This window comes from Devosia sp. P3_B2 (genome assembly GCF_056402875.1).
This window is the reverse complement of the sequence record NZ_JBFUGO010000034.1, coordinates 1-398: the sequence shown is the minus strand read 5'-3', so window position 1 is coordinate 398 and position 398 is coordinate 1. Positions and strand designations below refer to the sequence as shown.

Here is a 398-nt window from a genome sequence, read left to right as displayed (position 1 = left end):
GCCGCCGAGGTGCCGGCGTCAAGGCCGATACCGGTGATGGTGGTGTCGGTGTCGGCGTCAGTCTCGGCGAAGTTGGTCACGGCAACCGACGAGTTGGTGCCCGTGGTGGCCGAGGTCAGCACCAGCTTGCCGCCGCCGATCGAGGCGGTGACGCCGGTGACGCCCTGGGCCGTCAGAACGGCGTTCAGTTCGGCAACGTCGTCGAGCGTGTCGTCATTGTTGCCGACGGTCGCCAGAGCGGCCTGATCGATGGTGACGGTCGTCGCGGCACCGCCGTCGACGGCGATATCGAATGAGATATCGTCGGCTGCGTCGGTGAAGGTCACGGCCGCGAAGTTGGCGGTCGAGGTGAAGGTACCAGCGGTAGCGGCAGAGCCGGCGCCGGTGGTGTTCAGGTT

General features: G+C 67.1%; 1 protein-coding gene. It reads right to left on the bottom strand.

Annotation, left to right across the window (positions count from 1 at the left end; translation table 11 throughout):
• Window positions 1–398, bottom strand: a 398-nt coding sequence (locus tag AC1DV8_RS22935) for a hypothetical protein (RefSeq protein WP_477159045.1), incomplete at both ends; no start/stop codon positions are given.